The organism is Sphingobacterium spiritivorum ATCC 33861 (genome assembly GCF_000143765.1).
Lineage (GTDB): Bacteria > Bacteroidota > Bacteroidia > Sphingobacteriales > Sphingobacteriaceae > Sphingobacterium > Sphingobacterium spiritivorum.
The window spans coordinates 602,313-625,071 of sequence record NZ_GL379770.1; the positions used below are offsets into that span (position 1 = coordinate 602,313).

Sequence of the window (22,759 nt, forward strand, 5' to 3'; positions counted from 1 at the left end):
GTATTAAGGTTAGTAGTTGAAGAAAAGGTGATAATTAATTAAACATTATTTTGATAGTCTAATGTAATTATTAATCTATTAAAAAGCAAAATATTAAAAAGGTAAAGGAGATTCTATATTATTTCTTTATTTAATCAGGTTTTGTCATAAAATTAAAATGAATGTATAATTTTAGTTGCAACCTTTCAGGTTTGTTAAAAATATCTTATTTTCAGAGCTATTTATCATATAACCTGACAAGCATATTATAAGCCTACATGAAACGTTATTTAATTCCTTTTTTCTTTTTGATTTTATACAGCACAGCGCTAAGGGCTCAGGATAAGAAAACGCTTTCTTTCGGTTCGGAGATTCCATTGAGCACCCTGAATGGTAATACGAATATAAAAGCAAAACCTATTCAATGGATAGATGTGAATACCAGTCCGGAAACGTGGTTTAAGCAAAAGGATCTGCTGATTTGCAAAGGACTCCCGATAGGAGTGATGCGATCGGAAAAGATGTATGAGAATTTTATCCTGCATGTAGAGTGGAAGCATATGGAAGCGGGGGGTAATTCAGGTGTGTTTATCTGGTGCGATGCCGTTCCGCAGGAAGGTACACGTCTTCCGGCGGGCGTAGAGGTGCAGATGCTGGAACTGGATTGGGTTAATCAGCATATCAGAGATGGTGTCAAGCCGCCGATCGCATACGTACACGGAGAGCTTTTCGGTGCAGGAGGAGTGACGACCATTCCGGATAATCCTCGCGGAGAACGCAGTAAGTCAATAGAAAACCGGGCAAAAGGAAAAGGAGAATGGAATACCTATGAGGTCGTCTGTGTGGACGGTACAGTCAAACTTTCGGTTAACGGCAAGTTTGTCAACGGAGTTCGCCAATCCTCTTCCAGTAAAGGATACTTGTGTCTTGAATCAGAAGGAGCCGAAATACATTTTCGTAATTTAAGGATTATAGAGCTGCCATAATCCTGTAATCCGTTGCTTAATAATGGATGATCTGGTCAGCCTTCAGTATTTCAAATAATTTAATGACGCCGGGTACCTGAATAGCTTCATCCCGATAGGCAGCATAATCAAAGTAAGCTACCTGTTCAATCTCCTGACTTGCTGTAGGATGTATATCAGTATGATATGTAAAACATTCCTGCTCCATCATCAGTTGGTCTTCTCCATAAGCCGGAGCCTGAATGTGTTTGTAATATTGAATATAAGCGGGATCTAATCTGACATTCAATTCTTCTTCTATTTCTCTTATCAAGGCCTGTTGTGCGGTTTCTCCCTGATCAATTTTGCCACCCGGCAGATACCAGGCTTTCTTGTTTTTGCTGAAAGCCAGTAGTATGCTATTTTCTTTTACAATAACCAATCCTGCCGTATCTAATTTTTTCATCTGTTCTAATTTGTTTTTAAAAGTAGGTATCTTTAAGGATACTTAAAAATAAAGAATATGGCTTATCTGGTAAGTGTTCTAAAGCAATTTGAATATTATAAAAATCTTGCAGATTCTACTTTTGTGCAATTGAATGATCAGCAACTTTTCTGGTTGTCTCATGAAGACAGTAACAGTATTGCGCTTATTATACAGCATCTGGCCGGAAATATGTTATCCAGATGGACAAACTTTCTGACAGAAGACGGGGAGAAATCCTGGCGAAACAGAGATGAGGAATTTGAGCTACAATACGCCAACAGAGATGAATTACTGACCTACTGGGAATCAGGCTGGGATTGTCTGTTTGGAGTGCTTCGCGGATTGAAGGAATCCGATCTGGATCGTATTATTTATATTCGAAATCAGGGACATTCTGTACTGGAAGCTATTAACCGCCAACTCGCGCACTATCCTTATCACGTTGGACAGATAGTTATATTGGGAAAGATGCAGGCCGGCTCCAACTGGAAAAGTCTTTCCATACCTAAAGGAAAATCCCAGACGTATAATCAGGAAAAGTTTGCTCAGAAGCCTCATAGAGAGCATTTTACGGATGAAGTGCTAAAGCCGAAATCCTGAATGCTGTAAAAGTGGCCTGATTGTTGGACTTCTGATGTATAGTAATTTTAAGTTAGAGAGAGATGAAAAAAACTATTTTATACCTGGCCGCTCTGATTTTTGTATTAGGAACACTGGGTTCTTGTGCTACACATCACAGTCATGGTCGCGGAAATGGAGGAATGCCTCCGGGACAGGCAAAAAAAGTGTACGGAAAAAAATCTGCAAAGGAATTTGCTCCAGGTCAACAAAAAAAGAAACACCGATAACATCAGTACATCACAGGAGCAGGGCTGTACAGCCCTCTATCTGTAACAACAATGCGGTATAGTGAACGTCTGAGTCTGTAAAAAGAACCTATCCCTAATGTTTAGATAGATGAATCAGATGGAATCGATGATTTTGAAGCGATTGAGCCATTGCTTAAGGATGGCTGCTACTTCATATTTCTCTTCGTACACATAAGCAAACATAAGTTCTTCAATATTATTGACCATTAACGAATATTCCGGGAAATATCCGTCCAGATCACGGTAGTCTGATATGATGTCCAGTAGAAAATTATGAATATCATATTCCAGATACTTTCTATGGTGATTATCAGATTCCTGCATCCATACCTGTTCCTTTTGAAAACCTGATTTGATGTGGTGAAGACAGGCATCCTCATATCGTTCTCGTAATACACTTAATTCATTACGCAATTGTTCTTTCGTCGATTTCAAAGCGTCATAGACACTACTCAAACGTTCCTGAATCTCTGTTTCTTTTGATATAATAGACATGACTCTTGAAGTATTTAAGTGTTATTCAATATGTTGATTTGTAGTTATGTTATTAATAGCTAACAGATTATATTATATCTTTGTTTGTTTTTTTTGATTTTTTTAACATTCCACATCTGATATAAAAAATCATAGACAGATTGGATATGTTGACCCCTTTAGAGTGTTAAAACTACGTTAAAGGTGAGGAGATATTTGGTGAAGGATCGAATCATCCTTACCTTTACAGCTCATAATTTAGGTTAATAATTGGTTAGTTAAGGTCTTCAATCTCCCCGATTGAAGACTTTTTTTTGTTTAAATTATCTCAGATTTTTTCTCATGCTTAGCTATGCTGTAATATTTTGCAGGAGGTTCTCGCATTAAAGTTGATACAATTCAATCGGTAAACCATCCGGATCTGCAAAAAATACAAATTCTTTATTTGTCAGTTCGTCAGTTCTGATCTGTTCATGAGGGATACCAGCCATATCCAGTTTGGCAACTTCTTCCTTAATATTCTCCACCAAAAAGGATAGGTGCCTCAGTCCGCAGGCTTCCGGATGTGATGGTCGTGGCGGAGGATTAGGAAAGGAGAATAGTTCAATAATATACTCTGAACCAATAGCCAGATCCAATTTGTAGGAATCCCGTTCTTTGCGATATGTTTCCTGAATAATATGCATACCCAGTATTTCGGTATAGAATTTTTTGGATATATGATAATCGCTACATATTACAGCGACATGATGTATTTTTACTAATGACAGATGCATTATTCAGACAGATTAAGGTTCGTCACAATCAAGTGTATCAACTTTTATAAATAATTTGTGATAGTTTTCGCTAAATCTGGCATCATATGTAGGGCGTGGAATAAAATGATTGACACAATTCCACCAGCCGTAAATGAGAACCTCCTTAAATGCCGATTCGTACTTTTTGCTGCTCTGTATATTTTCGAGGTATATGTTATACAGACGCTGCGGGTCGCCGTTGTTCTTCATTTGGTATTTTGTCAATACTTCATAAGCTTTCAGCAAGGCCTCACCACCTTCTACCAGAGGTTTTGTGTAGTTGATTGCACAACTGTCAGGCGCCTTATATTCCAACAGAGCCTTCGGGTCTTTCAAGGCTTTTACCAAAGCTGATTTTGCCAGATATTCCTGATCCATAGATAGAACCAGAGAGTCGCGGAAGGATATAAATACGGGGTTTTTGACAAGCTGAAAGCCTTTTAATTTAGCTCTTTTAGTCTGGTATTCAGTTTTCAGTTCGGTTAATACCTGCTCTGTTGGTTTGCTCCTGTGTCTGTGATCAGCAGCTGAAAGTAACCAACTTTCTCCATAATAAAGGTTGTAGGTATCTTTGAGTTGTTGTTCAGTATACTTTTTACTGTCATACGTTCCTTCATATTCACAGAGTTCATCTATGAACTTAAATTTTTTATGCTGCGCAAAAGCTGTACTGAAGACTAAGCACAGGAAGAGTGATAAAAATAGTTTGAATTTCATAGTAATAAATTTTTCAATCTTCTTAAAGCTAATCAATTTTGGTATTTTCACGCAAAAAAAAGTATGATTGGAAAAGAAAAAGATCTGAACGGGTATAAATTGGAGATATGTGCCAATTCAATTACCTCTGCTATCGCAGCAGAAGAAGGCGGCGCAAGCCGGGTTGAGTTGTGCCAGAATCTTGAAAATGGTGGAACTACGCCGTCCTACGGGCAGATCCGAATCACACGGGAAAGGCTTTCTATCGGTATTCATGTGCTGATCCGGCCGCGAGGCGGAGATTTTCTGTATTCGGATGATGAGTTTAATGAGATATTAGCTGATGTGACCTATTGTAAAGAGATCAAATGCGATGGAGTAGTTGTGGGTATTCTGGATAAAGAGGGAAATGTAGACATACCACGCATGCAAAAGATAATAGAAACTGCAAGGCCATTGAAGGTAGTCTTTCACCGTGCATTTGACAAATGCAGGGATCCATATAGCAGTCTGGAAGATATTATTTCACTTGGCTGCGATCGCATTCTGACCTCAGGACAAGCGAATTCAGCATGGGAGGGTAAAGAATTGTTGCGAGAATTGATAGGTAAGGCAGAGGGACGGATAGAGATTATGCCGGGTGGAGGAGTGAATGAAGATAATATTGCCGAATTGCTGTCTTATACACAGGCTTTATCAGCACATAGTTCTGCAAAAGAAGATGTAGCGAGTGGGATGTTATATAAGGATAATAAAGTGATGGGGATGGACGAAGGGACGGTATTGTCTTCTACGAAAAAAGTCCGCCTAATGGCAGACATCTTAAAAAAACCTTTAAAGTTGCGATAAGCAACTTTAAAGGAAAAAATAAAAAAATCTTTAGTTATTTCGCTTTTGAAGCTAACTGATCTAAGATAGCGTTGTTTTTAGTGATCTGACTATCTTTAGGCATCTGTGATTTAGAACCTAATTCGATATTACGACCTAATTTCAAGAACTGTACTTCAACACGTGATACAGTTTTATTTCTTCTATCTTTTCTTTTTAAACGTGTAACTCCCATTTTGTTAAATCTTTTTTCTGTCAATAAAACGAGGTCGGAAGCGGATTCGAACCGCTGTGGGAGGTTTTGCAGACCTCTGCCTAGCCACTCGGCCATCCGACCATATTAATTACTTATCCCCTGAAGGGAATGCAAAATTAAAATTATTATTTGATATAAAAAAGGGATTGGACAAACAAATTTTTAAAATGTGTGCTATAGCAGAATATAGCAGATTTAAAAAAGGTTAATAAGAGTCCGGATATTAAGAATGAAAAATTTAACATTATTTGAATGTACTTGTTTTCAGGTAATTATGCTGTTGATTTTGTTTAGTTTTCTTTTTGGTCTCAAACTTGCTATATCATTGCTGTCTATAAAGGGACATTAAAAAATTAAAGAAAATTGTTATGAAAAAGATTTTACTTTCATTAGGAGCAGCATTTCTTTTAGCTGCAGGAGCTCAGGCTCAGGTAAGTTATGGTATTAAAGCAGGTCTGAACTTGCCAAAAATGACAGTTTCAAGTGGTAATGCTTCAGCATCTACAAGTACTTCCACTAATTTCTATCTGACAGGATATGCAGATCTTCCTGTAGCACCTAGTTTCTCTATTCAGCCAGGATTATCCTTACAAGGTAAAGGTGGAAAAACTAAATTTACAGATAATATTGAATCTAAAACGGATCTGATGTATCTGGAAGTACCGGTTAATGCGGTATATTATATTCCTGCCGGAGCTGGTAATGTATTTTTAGGTGCTGGACCATACGTAGGTTACGGAATTTCAGGTAAAACTAAGACAGGCGATGTTAAGAATGATGTAGAGTGGGGAGATGACGGACTTAAAAGATTTGATTTTGGTATCAACACGATGTTAGGTTACAAATTATCAAATGGTTTCTTAATCAATGCCGGTTACGGTTTTGGATTAACGGATATTTCAGGAGCAAGTAATGGTTCTGTAAAAAATAATGTACTATCATTTGGAGTTGGTTTCCAATTCTAAGCTGTTAGTTATCAAATAGTATATAGAGGTTGTCTGCCAGACAACCTCTATTTTTTTGTATTATTATCCCGAAAACATTATTAACTTAGGTTTGTTATCCAAGAAATCTGATCGTATGCGAAAATTTATATCCCTGCCTTTTTATATAAAATTGGCTTGTATCCTTATTAGTATTGTTATTCTGGGGTATCTGGCCAGGATAGGAGACACTATTATTGTACCGCTTATACTGGGGATACTGTTTGCTATGCTGTTGACTCCGATGAGTACGTTGTTAGAAAAGAAATTACGTTTTCCGCGTACGCTGGCTGGTATTGTATGTATTGTTTTGTTTTTCGGAGGATTAGCAACGGGGCTATATCTGCTGGCGTCTCAGCTTTCCATGTTGCAGGAAGACTGGCCGGCATTCAAACATCAGATACTGGATGGGGTAGAGGTCGTGCAGGACTGGGTAAATCATCAGTTCGGGATTCAGTATAATGAACAAATGAATCTTCTGAATAAAACAGCATCTAAATCGGTAGATTCAGGTACGTTAATCCTGGGTACAGCACTGATGTCCTTGTCATCTATTGCCATTTTTCTGGTTTTTACATTTTTATATACCTTTTTCATTCTTATTTACAGAGGGCATATCGTACGGTTCCTGTTGTATCTCAATGCCAAGGAAGATCATCCTGTTGTATTGGAAATCGTTGCTGAAGTACAATACGTAGTCAAAAGATACCTGATAGGGTTATTGCTGCAGATGCTGATTGTGACGACCCTGGTGTATATTGCTTTAGCTATTATTGGTGTCAAATACAGTCTGTTACTGGCTATTATTACCGGTGTATTTAATGTGCTGCCGTACATAGGCATTTTCTCTTCCATGTTTATTGTAGCGCTGATTACCTTCGCCACATCTACCTTCTCTCATGTCTTATTTGTGTTTGTTGCGATGAGCATTATCCATATGATAGATAGCAATGTCATTGTACCCAAAGTCGTGGGATCCAAAGTAAAGATAAATTCACTTTTTGCGATGATGGCTATTGTATGCGGGGAGCTGATCTGGGGTATTTCGGGTATGTTTTTAGCTATTCCTCTGCTGGCAATTGTAAAAATTGTTATGGACAGAGTGGATGAATTAAAGCCATGGGGATTTTTATTAGGCGAAGAAAAAGTCGAGAAATAAGCTGAATATGAGAGGCTTATGTGGTTAACTAGATTATTGTTAGTTTTTCTGTAGTATATAATACTTATTTTCAGGATTAATTAATGACAGTAAAATGTTTTGTTTTTTTGTTTTGAAGCACTACCTTTGCGCCATCATAAAACAAAAATTCATACAGATATGAAGAAAATTTTACTTACAATCGCTGCAGTTGCAGGCTTAACATTCGCTTCTCAAGCACAGGAATTTGGTTTCAAAAAAACTGATTTCATCGTTGAAGGTTACTTCCAGTCATCTAACAAAAATGACAAATCAAAAGATGAAAAAGTTTCTAACTTCAATTTCAACCCAAAATTCGGTTACTTCGTAACAGATAAAATCGCTGTAGGTCTTGAGTTAGGCGTTGGTAACTCTAAAACTACAAAAACTACAAACGATGTAGAAAGCTACACTAAAAACAATGCTTTTGGTATTGGTGCTTTCGGTCGTTACTACTTCCTGGAAGTGGGTTCACGTTTCAAAACTTACGCTGAATTAGGTGCTGGTTACAGCCAGATCGGTGGTGAATTAAACAACGGTACAACTACCACTAAATTGGACAAAACTAAAGGTTTCGGAATCAATGCTGGTGTAGGTGCTAACTACTTCCTGACAAACAGTATCGCTGTTAGTTTTGCTTTTGCTGACGTCGTATCATTCAACTCATCTAAAGTAGATGTGGATGGTGCTAAATCTACTACTAACTTCAATACAAACATCAACGTGTTTGATAACTTCTTCAACACAGCTAAATTTGGTTTGACTTACAAATTCTAATTTAACTATTCGTCTCGTACGAATGTTTAATATAAGCGTAGATGAAATTTTCATCTACGCTTTTTTGTTATAAAAGAAAATATTATATTGCAAACTTAATTAATTGTATTTTATATGAAAAAACTATTACTTACGGTTACTGCAATCGCAGGTTTTTCTTTTATGACTCAGGCGCAGGAATTCGGATACAAAAAGACCGATTTTATTGTGGAAGGATTTTTTCAATCTTCTAATAAGAACGATAAAACTGCAGACAGTAAAAAGTCTAATCTTCTGTTCAATCCTAAATTCGGATACTTTGTAACTGATAAAATCGCAGTAGGTGCAGGGTTAGGTTTCAGTAACAAGAAAGAGGTTACGCAATTGTCACTAGGCAAAGCTGAAGCAAAAATAAATGTTTTCAGTGCTGCTGTATTCGGACGGTATTATTTTCTGGAAATCGGGACACGTTTCAAAACATACGCCGAATTAGCGGGTAGTTATGCCAGTATCAGTACGGAAAAAACAATTAACTCTAATTCGGCTAAAGAGCCTAAGGCGAATCGTTTTGCTGTTGATGCCTGAATTGGTGCTAACTACTTTCTGACACAGCATATTGCCGTTGGTTTTGTGTTTTCAAATGTCGCTTCTTTTTCTACATCCAAACAAGATACAGATGGAGCAAAAGCATATACAGAGTTTAATACCAATATAAATGTATTTGATAATTTTTTCAATACAGCTCAATTTGGGTTGACGTATAAATTTTAAATCAATACAGTCTTATCTTATTCTAAAAACAGGAAGATACGCTGTTCGTGTTTTTATGGAGTTTCTTCAGAGGATTGAAGTATACGTACATCTTAATTATCTTATGTAGTAAAGGTATTATATTCTCCTTAGGAATAGATTGCCAGTTTTAATTTCTTTGTTTTCCGGAATGCAAAAAGGCTTCTAATTTTTGATTAGAAGCCTTTCTTGTTTTTTCAGTGACTGAAATCTATCACACTTTGATTTCTACTTCAACACCTGAAGGTAATTCAAGTTTCATCAGGGCGTCAACAGTTTTAGAGTTAGATGAATAGATATCTAACAATCTTTTGTAAGCACACAATTGGAATTGCTCACGTGCTTTTTTGTTAACGTGTGGTGAACGTAATACCGTATAGATTTTTTTCTCAGTAGGCAATGGAATAGGTCCACTAACAACTGCACCTGTAGGTTTTACAGTTTTTACGATTTTCTCAGCTGATTTGTCAACTAAATTGTAATCGTAAGATTTCAATTTGATTCTGATTCTTTGGCTCATTTTATATTTGTTTAAAATGACCTCCTGTTAGAGCGATTAGCAACAGGAGGTCGGTTTATTTTTAGTAAGGATTATTCTACTGATCCTTTAACTCTACCTTTTGATTTAGCGATAACCTCATCAGAAACGTTGCGTGGTGCTTCTGAGTAGTGATCAAATTCCATTGTAGAAGTTGCACGACCTGAAGTGATAGTACGTAACTGTGTTACATAACCAAACATCTCAGAAAGTGGAACTAATGCTTTGATAACCTGTGCTCCGTTACGTGAGTCCAGACCTTGCATTTGACCACGGCGACGGTTCAGGTCACCCATTACATCACCCATGTTTTCTTCTGGTGTAAGGACCTCCACTTTCATGATAGGTTCCATCAATACAGGAGAACATTTAGGTAATGCTTCGCGGTAAGCCATACGTGCTGCCAATTCAAATGATAGTGAATCCGAATCGACTGCGTGGAATGAACCGTCGATCAAACGAACTTTCATTCCGGATAATGGATAACCCGCCAATACACCATTGTTCAATGAGCTTTCGAAACCTTTTTGAACAGAAGGAATGTATTCTTTAGGGATAGCACCACCCACAATCTCATTTACGAATTGAAGCGCAGATTTTGAAGTGTCATAATCCTCATCAATAGGAGAGATAATAACTTTGATATCCGCGAACTTACCACGACCACCTGATTGTTTTTTGTATACCTCACGGTGTTCTGTAGAACCATTGATAGACTCTTTGTATGCTACCTGAGGTGCACCCTGGTTTACCTCTACTTTGAATTCACGTTTCAGACGATCGATAAGGATCTCTAAGTGAAGCTCACCCATACCGGAGATAACTGTCTGACCAGTTTCTTCATCAGATTTTACTACGAATGTAGGATCCTCTTCTGCCAGTTTACCAAGACCAATACCTAGTTTGTCAACGTCAGCCTGAGTTTTAGGCTCAATCGCCAAACCGATAACCGGCTCAGGGAAAGTCATTGATTCCAGAACGATAGGTGCTTTCTCATCACAAAGTGTATCACCTGTTTTGATGTCTTTGAAACCAACTACTGCACCGATATCACCCGCCTCGATAAATGGAATAGGATTTTGTTTGTTCGCGTGCATCTGGAAGATACGTGAGATACGCTCTTTGTTTCCTGAACGGGTGTTCAGTACATAAGAACCTGCATCTAACTTACCGGAGTATGCACGGATAAAACATAGACGACCTACAAACGGGTCAGTCGCAATTTTAAAACCTAAAGCTGCGAATGGCTCATTAACAGATGGCTTACGCTCGATTTCTTCACCAGTATCCGGGTTTGTACCTTTTACAGCCTCTACGTCAAGAGGAGAAGGCAATAATTCCATTACAAGATCCAGCATTGTCTGAACACCTTTGTTTTTGAAAGATGAACCACATACCATAGGAACGATAGCGTTATCTAATACAGCTTTACGTAAAGCATCCAGGATTTCACGCTCAGTCAATGAGTTAGGATCATCAAAGAATTTCTCCATTAACGACTCATCGTATCCTGCTACTGCTTCCAGTAATTTTTCACGGTATTCCGCTACTTCATCAACCATATCGTCAGGAATAGGAACCTCAGTGAAGGTCATACCTTTATCATGCTCATTCCATACGATACCACGGTTGTTGATCAGGTCAACAACACCAGTGAAAGTATCTTCAGCTCCGATAGGTAACTGTAATGCTACAGCATCAGAACCTAACATATCTTTAACTTGTTTTACTACTTTCAGGAAGTCAGCTCCGGAACGGTCCATTTTGTTAACGAATCCGATACGAGGCACTTTGTAGTTATCCGCTAATCTCCAGTTAGTCTCAGACTGAGGCTCAACACCATCAACTGCAGAAAATAAGAATACCAATCCATCCAATACACGTAAAGAACGGTTTACTTCAACCGTGAAATCCACGTGTCCGGGAGTATCGATTACGTTTACCTGATATTTTTGGTTACGGTAGTTCCAGAATACTGTTGTAGCAGCAGAAGTAATCGTAATACCACGCTCAGCTTCTTGCTCCATCCAGTCCATCGTAGATGCACCTTCGTGTACCTCTCCAATTTTGTGGTTAACTCCAGAGTAGTAAAGAATACGCTCTGTAGTTGTAGTTTTACCAGCATCGATGTGAGCAGCGATACCGATATTTCTAGTGAATTTTAAGTCTCTTGCCATATAAGTTTTGTATGCGCTTAGTTCGCTATGAACTTTGTGTTTTGCTTTTAAATAAGTACACCGACTCTAAATATAGCACAAGCTATACTGTGGAATCGGTGTATCCATATTTTTTTGAATTCTTCAAAATTAAAATCTGAAGTGTGAGAACGCTTTGTTAGCTTCTGCCATTTTGTGCGTATCCTCTTTTTTCTTAACAGCAGCACCTTCACCTTTAGAAGCTGAAATGATTTCTCCTGCTAATTTTTCGAACATCGTCTTTTCACCACGTCTGCGTGAGTACGAAATTAACCATTTCATACCTAAAGCAATTTTACGCTCCGGACGTACTTCCATAGGAACCTGGAAGTTAGCACCACCTACACGACGAGATTTAACCTCTACGGCTGGCATAACGTTGTTTAAAGCTTTTTTCCAAGTCTCTAAACCACTTTCGCTAGTTTTTTGTTCTACTAATTCTACTGCTTTGTAAAAGATGTCATAGGCGATAGATTTTTTACCGTCATACATCATGTTGTTTACAAAACGTGTTACCTGAACGTCATTAAACTTTGGATCAGGTAGAATGATTCTCTTTTTTGGTTTTGATTTTCTCATTTCTCTTTCCTCCGTTTAATTATTTCTTTTTACCTTTTGCAGGAGCTGCAGCTGCTTGTCCTGGTTTAGGGCGTTTAGTTCCGTATTTAGAACGACGTTGGTTACGACCTGCTACACCTGAAGTATCTAATGCACCACGGATAATGTGGTAACGTACACCTGGTAAATCTTTTACACGACCACCACGGATCAATACGATCGAGTGCTCTTGTAAGTTGTGACCTTCTCCGGGGATGTAAGCGTTGACCTCTTTACCGTTTGTTAAACGTACACGAGCTACTTTACGCATTGCTGAGTTTGGTTTTTTAGGGGTAGTAGTGTATACACGTGTACACACACCTCTTCGCTGTGGACAGCTGTCCAACGCTGGAGACTTACTCTTGTCTACCAGAGCTACTCTACCTTTTCTAACTAATTGTTGAATAGTAGGCATTTACCTGTTTTTGATTATAAAATTTATTAAAAATAATTTTTTAAAGTCCGCAAAGATAGTGATTCTGTTTTGAATATTAAATAGTTAGCCAATAAATTTTAATTGTTTTTTTTGATGTGTTGTTTTTAGTACAGGAGTGGAGATGTGGTTTTTCAATGCCTGAAAATCGTGTACCTGTTTACGGGTAATTTTCATTTTTATGGTTCTGTAATGCGGTTTTGATCTTCTTTTGGCCATAGATTTGCAAGGCTGAGCATGAAAAACTAAAATTTATTTACAAAAAAACAATTGATATTATGAAAATGAAAGCGATGTATTTAATGGTAGTGGCTTTAGTAATGGTTGCATTTGTAGGATGTTCTGATAAAGATGATCCTGCACCAAGCGGAGGCAGTATAGACGCAGTATTAGGCAACTACAAAGGTACGATCAAAATTATCGGCGGTGCAGAAGTGTTTGATCAAACATTAGTCATTACAAAAGTGAATGATAAAAAAGTTAAAGTAACAGCGCAGAATACTTCCCTGAATCTGCCTGTAAGAGAACTAGAAGTAATAAATAATATGAATATCTCGATTCAGGCTGTTGCTACAGAACCTCAGGGATCTCTTATTTATACTTTTGAGAATAAAGGGTTGATGTTTGTAGCAGAAAGAACTGCTGAAGGGCAATTGGAATATTCATTTAACGGGACTAAGCAGTAATTCAATAAAAAATTACAATAGTTTGGGAGGATATGAAAATATCCTCCTTTTTTTATTCCACCTACTTATAAGGTAATCAAAAAGTTGCATAATCCTCTTTGTGAAATTCCGTATGTTAGAGCCATCAATTAAGAAAACTTATCCATGAAAAAGACTGCCTTTATTTGTTTCGGCTTGCTGTTGCTGTCTCCTTTAGGTGTAATGGCACAAAGTAACCCTTTGTATACGGATGCTCATTATTCCAGAGCTGCCGGTAAAGACTGGCTGATCAATGCTGAAGAGTATAAAGCTGAAATATACGAAACTAAGGATCGGGCTGATGTGATCCTGGATAATGGTCTTGTTCGTCGCTCATTTCGGCTAGCTCCGGATCTGGTATGCTATGATTATAGTAATCTGCGTACCGGTCAGCAACTGATCCGGGCTGTGGAGCCGGAAGCATGGGTAAATATTAATGGTACAAACTATTCTGTGGGAGGCCTGGACGGCCAGAAGGAGAAAGCGTATTTACTGACCGAATGGCTCCCGTCATTTAAAAAGAAGCAGGACGGCTTTTATTATGTGTCGCATGAGATTGTTTCCCTGAACAATCCTATAAAAGCAAATCATGTCTTCTGGAGTAGCAACAGCAGTAATCCAAAGGGAAAAGCTGTCGTATTTCGTTATGAGAATCCGAAATTGTCGGGAATCACAGTGCAGGTACATTACGAGATATATGATAAGCTACCTGTGATCCGCAAGTGGGTGACAATAAAAAATCAATCCGGGAAATCTTTAACGGTGAACAGAGTCGTCCATGAAGTGCTGAGTCTGGTCGAAGAAGAATCTGCAGTGGTAGGGGAAACAGATCAGATGCTAAGACAAAGCGGTATATATTTTGAAACCAACTATGCATACAATAATGCTATGCAATACCGCCTGTCGGATCAGACAACACATTGGGAAACAGACTCTGCCTATACTTCTCAGGTCAATTACGATCTGAAGACTCCGGTTAGAGTGAAGATCTATCCCGCTAAGGTTTCTGATATATCTGTGGCAGATGGTAATGTGTTTGAATCGGTCAAGACATATGAGCTGTTACAGGATAGCTATGACCGGGAGCGCAGAGGGCTTGCTGTGCGGCGCATGTACCGCCTGTTGTCTCCATGGGTGACTGCAAATCCGATTTTTATGCATCTTGTCAGTAAAAATGATGATGATGTGCGGACGGCTATTGATCAGGCTGCAGCAGTAGGTTATGAAGCGGTGATATTGAGTTTCGGAAGTCATCTTAATATGGAAGATAATTCTGCAGCTAACCATGCTAAATGGGAAAAACTGGCGACATATGCCAAAAGTAAAGGGGTAAGGATTGGAGGATATACGCTGTTCAGTTCCCGTAAAATCTCTGCAGAAACAGATGTTATAGATCCGAAGACAGGAAAGCCCGGGGGAGCATTTTTTGGAAATGCGCCATGTATGGCCAGTGAATGGGGGTTGAAATATGCTGAAGCAATTGCGGATTTTTTTAAACAAACAGGATTTGATATTCTGGAAATGGATGGTCCGTATCCCGGAGATGTGTGTGCTTCGCATAATCATCCCGGCCATAAAGGCCTGGAAGATTCGCAATGGGCGCAAATGAATATCCAAAAAAAGATCTTCCATGAGCTGAATGCAATGGATGTATATATAAATGCACCGGACTGGTATTTTCTGGATGGTACGAATAAAATCGGACTGGGGTACAGAGAAGTGAATTTTGCATTATCGCGCACACAGCAGAAAATATTGAACCGTCAGAATATATATGATGGTACCTGGGAGCGGATACCGTCTATGAGTTGGGGCTTTGTTCCGCTGACAGCGTATCACGGCGGTGGTGCAGATGCTGTTATTGAACCTTTGGATGAGCATCTCGAAGATTACAGGCAACTGATGGTGCAGTACTATGCGTCAGGTGTGCAGGCCTGTTATCGTGGTCCCAGACTTTATGATACAGACCGAACGAAGCGGATGGTAACGGAGGTGGTGGGTTGGTATAAAAAGTACCGTACTATCCTTAATGCGGATGTGGTGCATCTGAGGAGACCTGACGGAAGGGACTGGGATGGTATTCTGCATGTAGATTCGCAAGGGAAGGAGAAAGGGTTGGCTGTATTGTACAATCCCACTAAAAGTGCGATTACCCGTACCTTGCGCTTGCCGGTTTATTATACCGGATTGAATAACACTGTTAGTTTGAGTGAGCAGGAAGGTAAAACTGAACAACTGAAAGTAGACGGACAAGGTATGGTTACCTATACTGTAACTATTCCTGCTGAGAGCTATACCTGGTTGCTGATGCGTTAAGTTATGCAAACTCTGATCTACCAGCCGATAGATCAGAGTGAATATTTTATACTTTCGAAATAAGCCTTTTTCTGATATGCGTATTCAGAATTTTAGCCAAGGAGGGTGAAGTCAATCTGTCTTTTGTCCAGATCTACCTTTTTTACTTTGATCTGTACCTCATCCCCCAGTTGGTATTTCTTTTTCTTGCGCTGACCAATTATGGCGTAATTCTTCTCGTCAAGCACATAAAAATCATCTGTAATATCGCGGAGACGTACCATACCTTCGCATTTATTGGATTCGATCTCTACATACATTCCCCATTCGGTTACACCTGATACGATACCGGTATATTCTGTTCCTATCTGATCCTGCAGGAATTCTGCCTGTTTGTATTTGATCGATGCGCGTTCCGCTTCGGCGGCTTTCTTTTCCATTTGTGAAGAATGCTCACTCATCTTCTCATAATGCTCTGCATTTACTTTTTGACCTCCATCCAGATAGAACTGAAGTAATCTGTGCACCATTACATCGGGGTAACGGCGGATAGGTGAAGTGAAATGAGTGTAATAATCAAAAGCAAGGCCGTAGTGGCTTGTGTTTTTGGTTGTGTATACGGCTTTGGCCATAGAGCGTACAGCAAGAGAGGTCAGCAGGTTCTGTTCTTTACTACCCTCTATTTTGGTCATTAAGGCATTCAGCGATTTGGCTGTTTCTTTATCTGACCGTATGGTCAGCTTATGTCCGAAACGGGATGCGAACTGCGAAAAGGTTGTCAAGGTCTCCGGGTTCGGAAGATCGTGGAAACGGTATACAAATGTCAGCTTGTTTTTACCTTTTCCCTGCTTACCGATGTATTCAGCTACTTTGCGGTTTGCCAGTAGCATAAAGTCTTCGATCAGCTTATGTGCATCTTTTCTGACTTTGGTATATACTCCTGTAGGTTTTCCGTTTTCATCCAGTGTGAATTTGACTTCTTCGCTTTCAAAGCTGATGGCGCCGTTTTTAAATTTTTTCTCACGAAGGATATAGGCCAGCTCATTTAGTTTTAATATTTCAGTTGTAAAATCGCCGGTTTTGTTTTCAATGACTTCCTGAGCTTCTTCATAAGAGAAGCGACGGTCTGAATGGATGACGGTTCTTCCAAACCACTGGTCGTGTATATTCGCCTTGTCATCGAGTTCGAATACTGCAGAGAAACAAAGTCTGTCTTCGTTTGGCCGGAGTGAACACAGGTCATTGGAAAGCCGCTCAGGAAGCATCGGGATCACGCGGTCCACCAGATAGACGGATGTTGCACGCTCAAATGCTTCTTTGTCCAGTGCAGTATCCGGTTTTACAAAATGCGATACATCTGCGATGTGTACACCTATCTCATAATGACCATTCGGCAATTGCTGAAAGGAGATCGCATCATCAAAATCTTTGGCGTCGGCAGGATCGATTGTAAAGGTTGGGATGGTTCTGAAATCACGACGCTTCCTGATCTCTGTATTGTCAATGACAGCAGAGAAACTGTTGGCTTCTTTTTCTACTTCCGGAGGGAAGGAAAGCGGGAATCCATAGTCTGCCAATATGGCATTCATCTCGGTGTTGTTCTCTCCTTTTTTTCCTAATACATCTTTTACCCGACCCACCGGATTCTTACTTCCTTTTGGCCATTCGGTGATTGACACCACTACCTTTTCGCCATCCTTTGCGCCGTTGAGATTGTCCAGCGGAATGAAAATGTCGTGAAGCATTTTACGGTCATCCGCAATGAAGAATGCAAAGCTTTTGGAAAGGTTGATAATACCTGTGAAATCGGTCTTTGCTCTTTGCAAAATCTCCACCACTTCACCTTCCTTTTTGCGGCCTTTGCGCTTCTCGTACGTGTGTACTTTGACGATGTCTCCATGCAGAGCCTGACGCAACTTCCGGGGTGCGATAAAGATGTCATTTTCCAGTTCATCTTCGGGTATTACATAGGCCGAACCATCGGCCGTCATATCAACTTTTCCGGTAACATATACCTTTATCTGACGGAGCTGAAACTTGCCTCTTTCGCTTTCGACAAAGGGGCTGTTCCTGGGGTCTATGGTCAGCACTTCAGCTATGGCTGCTTTGCTGTCCGAGTCGGATACATTTAGTTTCGCTGCGACCTGTTTGTAGTTAAGGGGTTTGTTTCCGGATTTTTCGAAAATGTCGACGATCATCTGTGTCAACACTTCTTTATAAGGATTCTCTTTTTTTGTTCTCATGTAATAAATTTTACAGTTATGTCTCCGGTTCTTTCCTCCTGAGCAGAGGAGGAGGGAAGTAGGATGGAGAGCTGTTCTTCATGTGAGAATTTGCTCACAGTAGAAATTTCTATGTAATTCGAATGTACGTAAAATTTTGCGGAGATGGGTTATGAGTAGGTAAGTTTTTGCGAAAATATTCTAATATGTATTTTATGTTTATTTTAGCTTATATTTTATTTTGATTTACAGATTTATATGTGTGTTTTTGCTAAAATTATAAAAATACATATCTGCGTTTAATTGAAATGAGAGCATTGTTATTGCAAAATCATCTTTTTTACATGTTTTTGCTAAAATTAAAATGTGAATTGATTGGTTATTTTATCTTTTATAATTATCTTAAATACAATGTTTTGCGAATTGTATTTATTTTATTTAGTAATATATAGAAGTTTATTTTTAGCATGAATATTTTTACATAATGTAGCAAATGCAGATTAAAACACTACATGATTAAAAGGAGGATACAGAGGTGTAGCTGATGGCTATTATTCTTCTGAAGACTGGCAATTGTCGCAAAGACCTACGGCATTTACCGCTATCGAATGAAGTTTGAAATTCTTGGGAAGATTGATTTTAGGAAGTGAAATTTCTTCCAGACAAAAGATGCTGTTGCAGACAGCACAGATAAAATGTACATGCTGATCGTGATGATCATGTGCCGAACATTGGGTAGAGCAGATGGCGTATGTGGCAGTTCCGTTCAGGTCAAAGATCTTGTGGAGGATTCCTTTTTCTTCAAAATTTGCCAGTATCCTGTACAGCGTTACACGGTCTATTTCCGTGCCGAGAATCTTTTCTAAATCGGGTTGGGATATCGCAGAATTCTTTGCAGATACAATCTCCAGAACACGTAATCTTGGCTGTGTCACTTTCAATTTGTTTGAACGTAACAGGCTTGTGAAATGTGCTTCCTGAGTAGCTTTATTTTCCGGATTTTCAATCGACTTCATATTGCAAATTTACATAAACTTTCAGGTATAAAAAAACCGAAAACAGTCGCGGTATAGCCCGGTCTTGTTTTCGGTTCTCTTATGACTTTCGCCTTACTTTTTATTTGCCTGCAGCCTTAGCGTGATCCGCCAGAAACTGCGCAAGACCGCTGTCTGTTAACGGGTGTTTTAGCAGGGATACAATCGCTGATAAAGGACCTGTCATAACATCTGCACCGATCTTCGCACAGCCCAAAATATGAGCACTGTGACGTACGGAAGCAGCAAGGATTTGTGTTGTGAAACCATAGTTATCGTAGATCAGACGAATGTCTTCGATCAAGGCTAATCCGTCTGTCGAAATGTCATCTAATCTTCCGATAAAAGGAGATACATAAGTTGCTCCGGCTTTGGCAGCCAATAAGGCCTGACCTGCTGAGAAGACCAAAGTACAGTTGGTTTTGATACCTTTTTTACTGAAATATTTGATTGCTTTGATACCATCTTTGATCATGGGTACCTTTACCACAATCTTGTCATCCAGCGCCGCTAATGCTTCCCCTTCTTTGATCATGTTTTCATAATCGGTAGAGATTACTTCAGCACTTACATCGCCTTCAACAATAGCACAGATAGCTTTGTAATGGTTGATTACGTTCTCGTCACCACTGATGCCTTCTTTAGCCATCAGACTAGGGTTTGTCGTAACGCCGTCTAATACGCCTAAGTCCTGTGCTTCTTTAATCTGATCTAAGTTGGCGGTATCAATAAAAAATTTCATGATGTATTGAATTGATTGTTAATTGTTTGAAAAAATAAATTTTGTGTAAAGATAATTATTTCCCGGGATACTCGTTGTGTAAATTAAATATTGCATATTTTTCAAACTTTTAGGCTTCTTTTCTGTATAGAATGTAACAATGTACCCTTAATGCCACTATTCTGCTAAGATAAGTGGTACTTTTATCCTGAAATTACATGCATGCAACTTTTTAGATCCTTATCATATCCTAATTTCAGACTTCACGTAACAGGCCAGGCTATCTCTCTTCTGGGTACATGGATGCAGCGTGTCGCGATCAGTTGGCTGGTCTACCGTCTTACTGATTCTGTATTTTATCTGGGTCTGGTCACATTTATTTCCTTATCACCTTCCCTGTTTTTCTCTCCTTTTATCGGCAGTTTTGTAGATAAGCACAAAAAATACAGACTTGTTTTTCTGACGCAGATTGGATTAATGATTCAGGCGGGTTTACTGACTTTGCTGGTGTACATGAAATGGGAGACCGTACTCTGGCTTAGCGTCCTGGGATTTGTACAGGGCGTGATCAATGCTTATGATGTTCTTGGCCGCCAATCGTTAATGGTGTTGCTGGTTGATAATAAAAAGGATCTGCCTAATGCTATAGCGCTCAATTCATCTGTATTCAATGCCGCACGAATGGTAGGGCCTGCAATAGGAGGCTTTTTACTGAGTAAATATGGAGAATTGGTATGTTTTGGTCTTAATTTTATCAGTTTTATTCCTGTTATTGCTATGCTGATGCTGATGAATGTGAAGGAATCTGTATCGCTTAATCATAAAGAGAGTACGTGGAGAGGACTCGTAGAAGGCTTTAATTATCTTCGGCATTCTCCTCATATTTCTTCGCTGATCGTGTTGCTGGCACTGTCGAGTATGTTTGTTATTCCTTTCACCTCGTTATTGCCCGCTGTAGCAAAAGATATGTTTTCGGGTAATGCCGATACGTTTTCATGGTTTGAGAGTGCTGCCGGGCTCGGAGCGATGCTTGGAGCCTTTAATATGGCCAGGCTTAAGTCAGGAAGCAATCTTCGTTATGGTGTTTTATTTTCAGCACTTGCAATGGGCGTCGGGCTGGTCTTTCTTGCCGCATCTAAAATGCTGGCTTTTGCTTTAATCTATATAGCTGTTATTTCTTTTGCTATGATGGTTCAGAATTCCAGTATCAATACCTATATCCAGACGCATGCTATACCGGCTTACCGTGCACGGGCTATCAGCTATTATGTAATGGCTTTTCAGGGTATATTTCCGTTAGGTAGTTTACTGGTAGGTGTTATCGCTGAATACTGCGGACTGCGCAATACCTTGTATATAATGGGTGGAGTAGGAGTGCTGATTTCTGTAGCTTATTATACTTATCTGCGCTTGCATATTCACAGAAGGCTGTTCAAATTCAGTTTTTACGAACGGGGCGACTCCTGAGTCTGACCGTATGTTTGTTGTAATCTATTACCGCACCGTAACGGGTTAGAATATCACCACCTAATACGCCTATTACCGGTTCAATGCCCATTTGTTCGTAAGCATAGTTAATCGAACTCAGATCTAATACCGCCACATCTACCTTTTTAATTTCCCATTCCCTGATTCGTAATTTAGGCAGGTGGAGGATAAAACTTTCCATGGAATTGGTTCCCAGTCCAGTAGAGAGAATATCGGTGCTTTGCAGATCCTGCTCGGCCAGACCGGAAGAGATAACTGTAGCCTTGTCCAATACGGTTTTGGAAGCACCTGTATCCAAAACCATATTGAAGGATCTGTCAAATATTTCGACTTCAAGGACAATGTGGTAACCATCTCCCTGAAGGTTCAGCAGCGTGAAAGGAATAATAGTCATTTATGCTTAAAAAGAGCGCTATATGGGATAATCGAAAAAAATATTATAGCGCATTAATCTCTTTCAGCACATTGTTCATATTGCGCACAGCTTCAGCACTTGCATTAAACTTTTGCGATTCTTCATCCGAAAGTTCCAAAGGAACGATGCGATCCCAGCCATTTTTGTTGATAATTACCGGAACACCCAGATTGATATCTTCCTGTCCGAATTCTCCTTCAAGGTAGACAGAAGCTGTGAAAAGTTTATTTTGATCCCGAACGATACTTTCTACTACAGCAGCAGATGCCGCTCCCGGAGCATACCAGGCAGATGTACCAATCAAAGCTGTCAGAGTAGCACCGCCGACCATTGTTTTTTGTACAATATCGTCCTGTTCTTCTTTGGTTAAAAAGGTAGATACGGGGATACTGTTCCACGTGGCATGTTGAATCAACGGGATCATGGTTGTGTCACCGTGTCCGCCTATTACAATAGCATTCAGGTCTGCGGGAGAGGCATTTAGCTTCTCGCTTAACTGATATTTAAAGCGGGCTGAATCTAATGTTCCGCCCATTCCGATAATACGGTTTTTAGGAAGTCCACTGGATTTAAGAGCCAGATAAGTCATGGTATCCATGGGATTGGAAACAATAACAATGATAATGTCCGGAGAATGTTTTACCAGATTTTCTACAACAGATTTTACAATGTTTGCATTGGTTCCGATGAGTTCTTCACGCGTCATTCCAGGTTTACGGGGTATACCCGAAGTAATAACAGCTACCGCAGAACCTGCCGTCTGCGCATAATCGTTAGTGACACCTTTTATTTTTGCATCAAAACCCAGAAGAGCTGCAGTCTGCGAGATGTCCTGAGCTTTACCTTCTGCAAAACCTTCTTTTATGTCCAGAAGGATGATTTCTTCTGCTACACTTCTTCTGACCAGATTGTCTGCTGTGGTTGCACCAACAGCTCCTGCACCAACTACTGTTACTTTCATAAACCTTGAATTTAACTTGTTTTACACTTATTCGGTATATGGTAAATATACTGAATAAATAACGAAATCCTCTAGATTATAAAAAATAAAATCCGGAAAAAAGAGTTCTCCGGATACGGTA

25 protein-coding genes and 1 tRNA gene are annotated in these 22,759 nt (G+C 39.4%); 11 read left to right on the forward strand and 15 right to left on the reverse strand.

Translation table 11 applies throughout. The features are described from left to right. Positions 1-257: 257 nt before the first annotated feature. Positions 258-965: a 3-keto-disaccharide hydrolase gene (locus HMPREF0766_RS02835; protein WP_002993506.1), complete on the forward strand. Its 708-nt coding sequence runs from the start codon at positions 258-260 to the stop codon at positions 963-965. A gap of 16 nt (positions 966-981) precedes the next feature. On the opposite strand, the gene HMPREF0766_RS02840 is transcribed toward HMPREF0766_RS02835, so the two are convergent. Continuing rightward, a complete protein-coding gene (locus HMPREF0766_RS02840) occupies positions 982-1,389 on the reverse strand; it encodes an NUDIX hydrolase (protein WP_002993508.1) in 408 nt (135 codons plus the stop codon). A gap of 57 nt (positions 1,390-1,446) precedes the next feature. Between HMPREF0766_RS02840 and HMPREF0766_RS02845 the strand changes: the two genes are divergently transcribed. Both HMPREF0766_RS02845 and HMPREF0766_RS02850 read left to right on the forward strand, forming a co-directional pair. After that, positions 1,447-2,010, forward strand: coding sequence for a DUF1572 family protein (locus HMPREF0766_RS02845; RefSeq protein ID WP_002993510.1), 564 nt, complete (start codon positions 1,447-1,449; stop codon positions 2,008-2,010). Between the two features lie 62 nt (positions 2,011-2,072). Next, positions 2,073-2,258 (forward strand): hypothetical protein, encoded by a 186-nt coding sequence (locus HMPREF0766_RS02850; RefSeq protein WP_002993512.1) that lies wholly within the window; start codon positions 2,073-2,075, stop codon positions 2,256-2,258. Positions 2,259-2,372: 114 nt separating this feature from the next. Here the strand turns inward: HMPREF0766_RS02850 and HMPREF0766_RS02855 are convergent, their stop codons facing one another. The 3 genes from HMPREF0766_RS02855 to HMPREF0766_RS02865 form a co-directional block, all read right to left on the reverse strand. Then, positions 2,373-2,774: a hypothetical protein gene (locus HMPREF0766_RS02855; RefSeq protein WP_002993514.1), complete on the reverse strand. Its 402-nt coding sequence runs from the start codon at positions 2,772-2,774 to the stop codon at positions 2,373-2,375. Positions 2,775-3,136: 362 nt separating this feature from the next. Then, positions 3,137-3,529 (reverse strand): SMU1112c/YaeR family gloxylase I-like metalloprotein, encoded by a 393-nt coding sequence (gene gloA2 / locus HMPREF0766_RS02860; protein WP_002993517.1) that lies wholly within the window; start codon positions 3,527-3,529, stop codon positions 3,137-3,139. 12 nt (positions 3,530-3,541) lie between these two features. Further along, on the reverse strand, positions 3,542-4,267 hold the full coding sequence (locus HMPREF0766_RS02865; RefSeq protein ID WP_236590555.1) for a hypothetical protein: 726 nt from the start codon (positions 4,265-4,267) through the stop codon (positions 3,542-3,544). Between the two features lie 63 nt (positions 4,268-4,330). Between HMPREF0766_RS02865 and HMPREF0766_RS02870 the strand changes: the two genes are divergently transcribed. Further along, a complete protein-coding gene (locus HMPREF0766_RS02870; protein ID WP_002993522.1) occupies positions 4,331-5,095 on the forward strand; it encodes a copper homeostasis protein CutC in 765 nt (254 codons plus the stop codon). Positions 5,096-5,129: 34 nt separating this feature from the next. Here the strand turns inward: HMPREF0766_RS02870 and HMPREF0766_RS02875 are convergent, their stop codons facing one another. Both HMPREF0766_RS02875 and HMPREF0766_RS02880 read right to left on the reverse strand, forming a co-directional pair. Beyond that, positions 5,130-5,309, reverse strand: coding sequence for a hypothetical protein (locus HMPREF0766_RS02875; protein ID WP_002993525.1), 180 nt, complete (start codon positions 5,307-5,309; stop codon positions 5,130-5,132). A gap of 31 nt (positions 5,310-5,340) precedes the next feature. After that, positions 5,341-5,411, reverse strand: a tRNA-Cys gene (locus HMPREF0766_RS02880). 287 nt (positions 5,412-5,698) lie between these two features. On the opposite strand from HMPREF0766_RS02880, the gene HMPREF0766_RS02885 reads away from it, so the two are divergent. The 4 genes from HMPREF0766_RS02885 (at position 5,699) to HMPREF0766_RS02900 (ending at position 8,831) form a co-directional block, all read left to right on the forward strand. After that, positions 5,699-6,295, forward strand: coding sequence for a porin family protein (locus HMPREF0766_RS02885; RefSeq protein ID WP_002993527.1), 597 nt, complete (start codon positions 5,699-5,701; stop codon positions 6,293-6,295). A gap of 115 nt (positions 6,296-6,410) precedes the next feature. Further along, positions 6,411-7,472: an AI-2E family transporter gene (locus HMPREF0766_RS02890; RefSeq protein WP_002993529.1), complete on the forward strand. Its 1,062-nt coding sequence runs from the start codon at positions 6,411-6,413 to the stop codon at positions 7,470-7,472. Positions 7,473-7,631: 159 nt separating this feature from the next. Continuing rightward, entirely contained in the window at positions 7,632-8,267 is a 636-nt protein-coding gene (locus HMPREF0766_RS02895; protein ID WP_002993531.1) for an outer membrane beta-barrel protein, read from the forward strand. Between the two features lie 114 nt (positions 8,268-8,381). Then, positions 8,382-8,831, forward strand: a complete 450-nt coding sequence (locus HMPREF0766_RS02900) for an outer membrane beta-barrel protein (RefSeq protein ID WP_002993533.1) — start codon at positions 8,382-8,384, stop codon at positions 8,829-8,831. Between the two features lie 418 nt (positions 8,832-9,249). Here the strand turns inward: HMPREF0766_RS02900 and rpsJ are convergent, their stop codons facing one another. From rpsJ to rpsL, 4 genes are all read right to left on the reverse strand, one after another. Continuing rightward, positions 9,250-9,555 carry a 30S ribosomal protein S10 gene (gene rpsJ, locus HMPREF0766_RS02905; protein ID WP_002993539.1) on the reverse strand — a complete coding sequence of 102 codons (306 nt, stop codon included), beginning with the start codon at positions 9,553-9,555 and terminating at the stop codon, positions 9,250-9,252. 71 nt (positions 9,556-9,626) lie between these two features. Further along, complete coding sequence (gene fusA / locus HMPREF0766_RS02910) at positions 9,627-11,750, reverse strand: elongation factor G (RefSeq protein WP_002993542.1); 2,124 nt, start codon at positions 11,748-11,750, stop codon at positions 9,627-9,629. A 129-nt stretch (positions 11,751-11,879) separates the two neighbouring features. Further along, entirely contained in the window at positions 11,880-12,347 is a 468-nt protein-coding gene (gene rpsG / locus HMPREF0766_RS02915; protein WP_002993544.1) for a 30S ribosomal protein S7, read from the reverse strand. Positions 12,348-12,366: 19 nt separating this feature from the next. Then, a complete protein-coding gene (gene rpsL, locus HMPREF0766_RS02920; protein ID WP_002993550.1) occupies positions 12,367-12,780 on the reverse strand; it encodes a 30S ribosomal protein S12 in 414 nt (137 codons plus the stop codon). Between the two features lie 296 nt (positions 12,781-13,076). On the opposite strand from rpsL, the gene HMPREF0766_RS02925 reads away from it, so the two are divergent. Both HMPREF0766_RS02925 and HMPREF0766_RS02930 read left to right on the forward strand, forming a co-directional pair. Then, positions 13,077-13,484, forward strand: coding sequence for a hypothetical protein (locus tag HMPREF0766_RS02925; RefSeq protein ID WP_002993556.1), 408 nt, complete (start codon positions 13,077-13,079; stop codon positions 13,482-13,484). Between the two features lie 144 nt (positions 13,485-13,628). Then, a complete protein-coding gene (locus HMPREF0766_RS02930; RefSeq protein ID WP_002993559.1) occupies positions 13,629-15,818 on the forward strand; it encodes a hypothetical protein in 2,190 nt (729 codons plus the stop codon). Between the two features lie 92 nt (positions 15,819-15,910). On the opposite strand, the gene rnr is transcribed toward HMPREF0766_RS02930, so the two are convergent. From rnr to fsa, 3 genes are all read right to left on the reverse strand, one after another. Next, positions 15,911-18,040 (reverse strand): ribonuclease R, encoded by a 2,130-nt coding sequence (rnr, locus tag HMPREF0766_RS02935; protein WP_002993561.1) that lies wholly within the window; start codon positions 18,038-18,040, stop codon positions 15,911-15,913. A 530-nt stretch (positions 18,041-18,570) separates the two neighbouring features. After that, positions 18,571-19,035 carry a Fur family transcriptional regulator gene (locus HMPREF0766_RS02940; protein ID WP_002993565.1) on the reverse strand — a complete coding sequence of 155 codons (465 nt, stop codon included), beginning with the start codon at positions 19,033-19,035 and terminating at the stop codon, positions 18,571-18,573. 100 nt (positions 19,036-19,135) lie between these two features. After that, positions 19,136-19,795, reverse strand: coding sequence for a fructose-6-phosphate aldolase (gene fsa / locus HMPREF0766_RS02945; RefSeq protein WP_002993569.1), 660 nt, complete (start codon positions 19,793-19,795; stop codon positions 19,136-19,138). A 201-nt stretch (positions 19,796-19,996) separates the two neighbouring features. On the opposite strand from fsa, the gene HMPREF0766_RS02950 reads away from it, so the two are divergent. After that, positions 19,997-21,241, forward strand: a complete 1,245-nt coding sequence (locus HMPREF0766_RS02950; protein WP_002993570.1) for an MFS transporter — start codon at positions 19,997-19,999, stop codon at positions 21,239-21,241. Here HMPREF0766_RS02950 and HMPREF0766_RS02955 read toward each other — a convergent pair. Continuing rightward, positions 21,213-21,656 carry a retropepsin-like aspartic protease gene (locus HMPREF0766_RS02955; protein WP_002993572.1) on the reverse strand — a complete coding sequence of 148 codons (444 nt, stop codon included), beginning with the start codon at positions 21,654-21,656 and terminating at the stop codon, positions 21,213-21,215. The genes HMPREF0766_RS02950 and HMPREF0766_RS02955 overlap by 29 nt on opposite strands. Before the next feature lie 43 nt (positions 21,657-21,699). Continuing rightward, positions 21,700-22,638 carry a malate dehydrogenase gene (locus HMPREF0766_RS02960; protein WP_002993573.1) on the reverse strand — a complete coding sequence of 313 codons (939 nt, stop codon included), beginning with the start codon at positions 22,636-22,638 and terminating at the stop codon, positions 21,700-21,702. Positions 22,639-22,759: the final 121 nt, after the last annotated feature.

Coding starts and splice junctions, on each gene's coding strand:
- HMPREF0766_RS02840 (WP_002993508.1), bottom strand. CDS start 1,389: ATGAAAAAATTAGATACGGCAGGATTGGTTATTGTAAAAGAAAATAGC.
- HMPREF0766_RS02855 (WP_002993514.1), bottom strand. CDS start 2,774: ATGTCTATTATATCAAAAGAAACAGAGATTCAGGAACGTTTGAGTAGT.
- rpsL (WP_002993550.1), bottom strand. CDS start 12,780: ATGCCTACTATTCAACAATTAGTTAGAAAAGGTAGAGTAGCTCTGGTA.
- rnr (WP_002993561.1), bottom strand. CDS start 18,040: ATGAGAACAAAAAAAGAGAATCCTTATAAAGAAGTGTTGACACAGATG.
- HMPREF0766_RS02885 (WP_002993527.1), top strand. CDS start 5,699: ATGAAAAAGATTTTACTTTCATTAGGAGCAGCATTTCTTTTAGCTGCA.
- HMPREF0766_RS02870 (WP_002993522.1), top strand. CDS start 4,331: ATGATTGGAAAAGAAAAAGATCTGAACGGGTATAAATTGGAGATATGT.
- HMPREF0766_RS02960 (WP_002993573.1), bottom strand. CDS start 22,638: ATGAAAGTAACAGTAGTTGGTGCAGGAGCTGTTGGTGCAACCACAGCA.
- HMPREF0766_RS02930 (WP_002993559.1), top strand. CDS start 13,629: ATGAAAAAGACTGCCTTTATTTGTTTCGGCTTGCTGTTGCTGTCTCCT.
- fusA (WP_002993542.1), bottom strand. CDS start 11,750: ATGGCAAGAGACTTAAAATTCACTAGAAATATCGGTATCGCTGCTCAC.
- fsa (WP_002993569.1), bottom strand. CDS start 19,795: ATGAAATTTTTTATTGATACCGCCAACTTAGATCAGATTAAAGAAGCA.
- HMPREF0766_RS02845 (WP_002993510.1), top strand. CDS start 1,447: ATGGCTTATCTGGTAAGTGTTCTAAAGCAATTTGAATATTATAAAAAT.
- HMPREF0766_RS02950 (WP_002993570.1), top strand. CDS start 19,997: ATGCAACTTTTTAGATCCTTATCATATCCTAATTTCAGACTTCACGTA.
- HMPREF0766_RS02865 (WP_236590555.1), bottom strand. CDS start 4,267: ATGAAATTCAAACTATTTTTATCACTCTTCCTGTGCTTAGTCTTCAGT.
- HMPREF0766_RS02955 (WP_002993572.1), bottom strand. CDS start 21,656: ATGACTATTATTCCTTTCACGCTGCTGAACCTTCAGGGAGATGGTTAC.
- rpsJ (WP_002993539.1), bottom strand. CDS start 9,555: ATGAGCCAAAGAATCAGAATCAAATTGAAATCTTACGATTACAATTTA.
- HMPREF0766_RS02940 (WP_002993565.1), bottom strand. CDS start 19,035: ATGAAGTCGATTGAAAATCCGGAAAATAAAGCTACTCAGGAAGCACAT.
- HMPREF0766_RS02925 (WP_002993556.1), top strand. CDS start 13,077: ATGAAAATGAAAGCGATGTATTTAATGGTAGTGGCTTTAGTAATGGTT.
- HMPREF0766_RS02895 (WP_002993531.1), top strand. CDS start 7,632: ATGAAGAAAATTTTACTTACAATCGCTGCAGTTGCAGGCTTAACATTC.
- HMPREF0766_RS02835 (WP_002993506.1), top strand. CDS start 258: ATGAAACGTTATTTAATTCCTTTTTTCTTTTTGATTTTATACAGCACA.
- HMPREF0766_RS02890 (WP_002993529.1), top strand. CDS start 6,411: ATGCGAAAATTTATATCCCTGCCTTTTTATATAAAATTGGCTTGTATC.
- HMPREF0766_RS02900 (WP_002993533.1), top strand. CDS start 8,382: ATGAAAAAACTATTACTTACGGTTACTGCAATCGCAGGTTTTTCTTTT.
- gloA2 (WP_002993517.1), bottom strand. CDS start 3,529: ATGCATCTGTCATTAGTAAAAATACATCATGTCGCTGTAATATGTAGC.
- HMPREF0766_RS02850 (WP_002993512.1), top strand. CDS start 2,073: ATGAAAAAAACTATTTTATACCTGGCCGCTCTGATTTTTGTATTAGGA.
- rpsG (WP_002993544.1), bottom strand. CDS start 12,347: ATGAGAAAATCAAAACCAAAAAAGAGAATCATTCTACCTGATCCAAAG.
- HMPREF0766_RS02875 (WP_002993525.1), bottom strand. CDS start 5,309: ATGGGAGTTACACGTTTAAAAAGAAAAGATAGAAGAAATAAAACTGTA.